Genomic DNA, 4,932 nt, shown 5'->3' on the forward strand with positions numbered 1-4,932 from the left:
GCCGTTACCTGTTGGCGCGGTATGTGCCCGCGTACAAGGGATTTCCGGCTGCGACGTTCGCCGCGAACGTGATCGGCTGCTTCCTCCTTGGATTGTTCACCGGGGCAGCTCTTTCCACCGAGATGGCCGCACTTCTGGCGACCGGCTTCTGCGGCGGCTTGTCCACCTATTCGACATTCGCGACCGAGAACGTCGGGATGATCGAGAGGCGCCAGACGGCGCTTTCTCTGATCTACATCGTCCTCAGTCTGATCGTGGGACTGTCCGCTGCGTGGTTGGGAATCCAGATCACGGATTGACGGATCCGGCGCCGAGCGTGCACGCCACGCGGCCAGGGTAGACAATTGTCCACAGTCGCGTCGACACAGTGGTCGACCACCGGGCCGAGGGGGATTCGTGGCGCACGAACGAGCAGGACAAGTGGCTCTGCCAGAGGATCTGATCAATGTTCCTCATCTGGTCACCGCGTATTACACGCGCACTCCGGATCCCGAGAACCCGATGCAGCAGGTACTTTTCGGCACTTCAGGACATCGCGGTTCCAGTCTCGACGCGGCGTTCAACGAAGCTCACATCCTGGCGACAACCCAGGCGATCGTCGAGTACCGCGCTTCGCAGGGCATCGACGGACCACTGTTCATCGGCCGCGATACACATGCGCTCTCGGAACCTGCCTGGCTGTCGGCCTTGGAGGTTCTGGTCGCCAACGACGTCGTCGTCCTCGTCGATTCACGCGATGCCTACACGCCCACCCCGGCTGTCAGTCACGCGATCTTGCGATACAACTCGACGGGTCCGGAGGCCAAGGCCGACGGCATCGTCGTGACACCGTCACACAATCCGCCTCGTGACGGTGGCTTCAAATACAACCCGCCGCACGGTGGGCCCGCGGACACGGATGCGACGTCGGTTATCGCCGATCGAGCGAACGAGCTTCTGCGCAAGGGGCTTTCCGGGGTACGGCGTGTGACGGCGGCACAAGCGCTGGACCGCGTCGAACGCTACGACTTCCTCCGCTACTACGTCGAAGACCTCCCCAGTGTCCTCAACATCGACGCGATCCGCGATGCCGGAATCAGGATCGGTGCAGACCCCCTCGGCGGGGCAAGCGTCGATTACTGGGGCGCGATTGCCGAAACTCACCGACTGGACCTCGAAGTGGTGAATCCACTCGTCGATCCGACCTGGCGGTTCATGACGCTGGATACGGACGGCAAGATCCGCATGGACTGCTCGTCGCCCGACGCGATGGCGTCGCTGATCGGGATTCGGGATCGCTACGACATCGCGACCGGAAACGATGCGGACTCCGACCGCCACGGCATCGTCACTCCCGACGGCGGTTTGATGAACCCGAATCACTATCTGGCCGTTGCCATCGAGTACCTGTTCGCGAACCGGCCAGGTTGGGGCGCAGATACCAAGGTCGGCAAGACCCTCGTGAGTTCCTCGATGATCGACCGTGTCGTGAGCAGCCTGGGCCGCGAATTGCTCGAGGTTCCGGTCGGGTTCAAGTGGTTCGTTCCCGGATTGCTCGACGGGTCCGTGGGATTCGGCGGCGAGGAAAGCGCCGGCGCGTCCTTCCTCCGACACGACGGTTCCGTCTGGACGACGGACAAGGACGGCATCATCCTTGCGTTGCTCGCGTCGGAAATCACCGCGGTGACGGGAAAGTCTCCGTCAGCGCACTACGCCGCGTTGGCCGAGAAGTTCGGGAGCCCGGCGTACGCGCGTATCGATGCGCCCGCGACACGCGCACAGAAGGCAGTCTTGGCAAAACTGTCTCCCGACCAGGTGAGTGCAACCGAGCTGGCGGGTGAACCGATCACCGCGACACTGACTGCCGCGCCCGGAAACGGCGCGGCGATCGGTGGTCTCAAGGTGACGACGGAGAACGCGTGGTTTGCAGCGAGGCCGTCCGGCACGGAGGACGTGTACAAGATCTATGCCGAGTCGATGAAGGGCGCCGATCATCTGGCTCAGGTTCAGGCAGCGGCCAAGGACTTGGTGTCCGGCGTCTTGAAGGCGAACTAGCCCGCGGACCGCTCATGTCGCCCGGCTAGAATTCCGGGCGACATGAAAACTCGTGCAGCCAAGCTGCCACAGGAAATTTGGGTACTGGTCGCCGCCAGCTTCGTCATCGCCCTCGGATTCGGGTTGGTCGCCCCGGCACTACCTCAGTTCGCGCGCAGCTTCGACGTATCGGTCACCGCCGCCACGATCGTGATCTCGTCTTTCGCTTTCATGCGGTTGGTGTTCGCGCCGATGAGCGGCACTTTGGTACAGAAACTCGGTGAGCGGCCGGTCTACATCGTCGGCCTTCTCATCGTCGCGGTCTCGACCGGTGCGTGCGCTTTCGCGGGGGAGTACTGGCAACTTCTGCTGTTCCGGTCGTTGGGCGGCATCGGGTCGACCATGTTCACGGTGTCGGCCCTCGGGCTGATCATTCGCATGTCACCGTCGGACAGTCGCGGCCGCGTGTCGGGTCTGTACGCGACAAGCTTTCTCATGGGATCGATCGGCGGCCCGCTGGTCGGCGGTGCGCTGTTGCAGTTCGGTCTGCGGATGCCGTTCATCATCTACGCAATTGCGTTGGTGATCGCCGCGCTCGTTGTCTTCGTGAGCCTGCGTGGATCTCATTTGGCGTCACCGGACAAGGCTGTCGATGTGAAGTCGATGACTCTCACAGAAGGCCTCCAGTCGCCGGTGTACCGGGCAGCGCTCGGATCGAACCTCGCCTTCGGTGGCGTGATCTTCGGAGTTCGCGTTGCCATGGTTCCCCTGTTCGTCGTCGAGTTCCTCGGCCGAGACCCCTCGATTGCGGCCTACGCCCTGACGATCTTCGCCGTCGGCAATGCGTTGGTGTTGATCGTCTCCGGACGACTCTCGGACCGCTTCGGACGCAAGCCCTTTGTCGTGAGCGGCCTACTCATCTGCGGTCTGGGAACCATCGCAATGGGATTCACCGACAACCTCGTGGTGTTCTTCGCCATTGCCGCAGTGACTGGTGTCGGCTCCGGCCTCATGAGTCCGGCCCAGCAGGCTGCGGTTGCCGATGTTGTCGGATCGACGGCCCGAGGTGGACCCGTTCTGGCGGTATTCCAGATGATGTCCGACATCGGTGGGGTAGTGGCGCCGATTTGTGCCGGGCTGATCGCCCAACATGTTTCGTACTCGGCGGCCTTCGCAGTGATGGGATCCGTCGTTGTCGTGTCGGCGACGGGGTGGTTGTTCGTCCCGTCGCGAACGAAGCCTGTCGAATCCGTTGTAGAAGATCTGACTGATGTGACGGTGCTAACGGATACTCCTGCGCGGACAAACCTGGACTGACCGGGCATTCTGTACTCTCGATCGGGTGGCAATTCGCATCGTGAGTCTTGTGGCCCGATTGGGTTTGGCGGCCGTCTGGCTGATTTCCGGGGGACTCAAGTTCTTTGATCCCGTTCAGACGAAGATCGCGGTGCGCGCCTATCAACTATTGCCCGAGTCACTGGTGGGTCCGGTGGCGACGGCTCTTCCCCTGGTCGAAATAGTCCTGGGCCTGCTGATCCTCGTCGGGTTGGCGGTGCGAGCATCCGCTGCAGTCTCGGTGGTCATCCTCACGGTTCTCATTGCGGTGATCATTTCGGTGTGGGCCAGGGGATTGTCCATCGACTGCGGATGTTTCGGCGGCGGAGGTGCAGCCGACGTCGGCGCTTGGGACTATTCGAAGGAGATTCTCCGCGACCTGGGCTTCTTGGCACTTGCCGTCTGGCTGCTCGTGTTCCCGCGTTCGCCACTCGCATTGGGGCCCGGATCACGCGCGGCGTTCTCAGTGGATACTCAGTCTTCAGTGGCAAGGTAAGCAATCGGTAAATCGTTTCGACGCACGAAGGACTGCATCAGCGTGAGCACCAAGAGCAGCAAGAACAAATACTCTCCGGAACCGGTCTCGAGCCGCTCCACCTACATCATCGGTGGCCTCGCGGTGCTCGTGATCGCGGCCCTCGTCATCGGCGGTGTCTTGTGGACGAACAGCAAGAACAAGCCCCAGAACGACGGCTACGGCTCCGTGCAGAGTTCCGAAGTTGCCGTCACGGTGCAGGACAACGGAGTGGTGCTGCTCGGCAAGCCCTCCGCCGCGACAACCATTGATCTCTTCGAGGATCCGCTGTGCCCGGCCTGTGCTGCTCTCGAACACCTCAGTGGCCAGGCTCTCGCGGCCGCCGTCGACAACGGTGACGTCGCCGTGCGGTACCACATGCTGAACTTCCTCAACCGGGCGTCGGGCAGCGGTGACTACTCCACACGGGCCGGCGCCGCTCTGCTCTGCGTCGCTCAGGGTGGTGACGCGATTGCGTACTCCGCATTCCACAACAAGCTTTTCGCGACCGACACGCAGCCGGCCGAGGGCGGCAGCAGCGACCACACCAACGACGACCTCGCCCAGATCGCTCGTGATGCGGGCGCATCCGAGGACGTGGCAACCTGCATCTCTTCCGGCACCAACGTCGAAGCCGCCGCGGCCAATGCCGCAGCCGCCAGCCAGGCGCTCACGGATGTCGGGTCGAACGGGACGCCCACGGTAGTGGCGAACGGCAAGATCGTTGACACGGGCAGCAGCGACTGGGTTTCCAAGCTCTCTTCCTGAGCTGAAGCGGCCGCTCCGACGAGGAGCGGCCGCTTCGCTCTGACCAGGCGATTTGTTGCCCAGGAGTCAAGTGGTGTAACTTTCTTCCAGCAAGCGGAAAGCAGAACAGCCGCTGCGAGTTCGACTGTTAGAGTGAACTGAATACGGGGCTATGGCGCAGCTGGTAGCGCACCACACTGGCAGTGTGGGGGTCAGGGGTTCGAGTCCCCTTAGCTCCACGTTTAACCCCCAGGTTCGTGTTGGACCTGGGGGTTTTCATTGTTTTACCTGGCATTCACGAGAAGTCTAGACGGGATTAGGGG

At 62.4% G+C, this 4,932-nt stretch carries 5 protein-coding genes and 1 tRNA gene; all 6 read left to right on the forward strand.

The features are described 5' to 3' along the window. The coding region (gene crcB, locus RWT78_RS28210; protein WP_314682572.1) for a fluoride efflux transporter CrcB at positions 1-299 on the forward strand (299 nt) is incomplete at its 5' end. 97 nt (positions 300-396) lie between these two features. Beyond that, on the forward strand, positions 397-2,034 hold the full coding sequence (pgm, locus tag RWT78_RS28215; RefSeq protein WP_314682575.1) for a phosphoglucomutase (alpha-D-glucose-1,6-bisphosphate-dependent): 1,638 nt from the start codon (positions 397-399) through the stop codon (positions 2,032-2,034). Positions 2,035-2,076: 42 nt separating this feature from the next. After that, entirely contained in the window at positions 2,077-3,330 is a 1,254-nt protein-coding gene (locus RWT78_RS28220) for an MFS transporter (protein ID WP_314682578.1), read from the forward strand. Between the two features lie 25 nt (positions 3,331-3,355). Further along, entirely contained in the window at positions 3,356-3,844 is a 489-nt protein-coding gene (locus tag RWT78_RS28225; RefSeq protein ID WP_003942318.1) for a MauE/DoxX family redox-associated membrane protein, read from the forward strand. Between the two features lie 42 nt (positions 3,845-3,886). After that, the gene (locus RWT78_RS28230) at positions 3,887-4,630 is read left to right on the forward strand and encodes a DsbA family protein (RefSeq protein WP_314682581.1); all 744 of its coding nucleotides are present in this window, start codon (positions 3,887-3,889) and stop codon (positions 4,628-4,630) included. A gap of 145 nt (positions 4,631-4,775) precedes the next feature. Further along, positions 4,776-4,848: transfer RNA gene (locus RWT78_RS28235), tRNA-Ala, on the forward strand. Positions 4,849-4,932: the final 84 nt, after the last annotated feature.

This window comes from uncultured Rhodococcus sp. (genome assembly GCF_963525155.1).
Classification (GTDB): domain Bacteria; phylum Actinomycetota; class Actinomycetes; order Mycobacteriales; family Mycobacteriaceae; genus Rhodococcus_F; species Rhodococcus_F qingshengii.

Excerpts from the sequence above, each read along its gene's own strand:
- RWT78_RS28220 (WP_314682578.1), top strand. The coding sequence starts at position 2,077 with ATGAAAACTCGTGCAGCCAAGCTGCCACAGGAAATTTGGGTACTGGTC.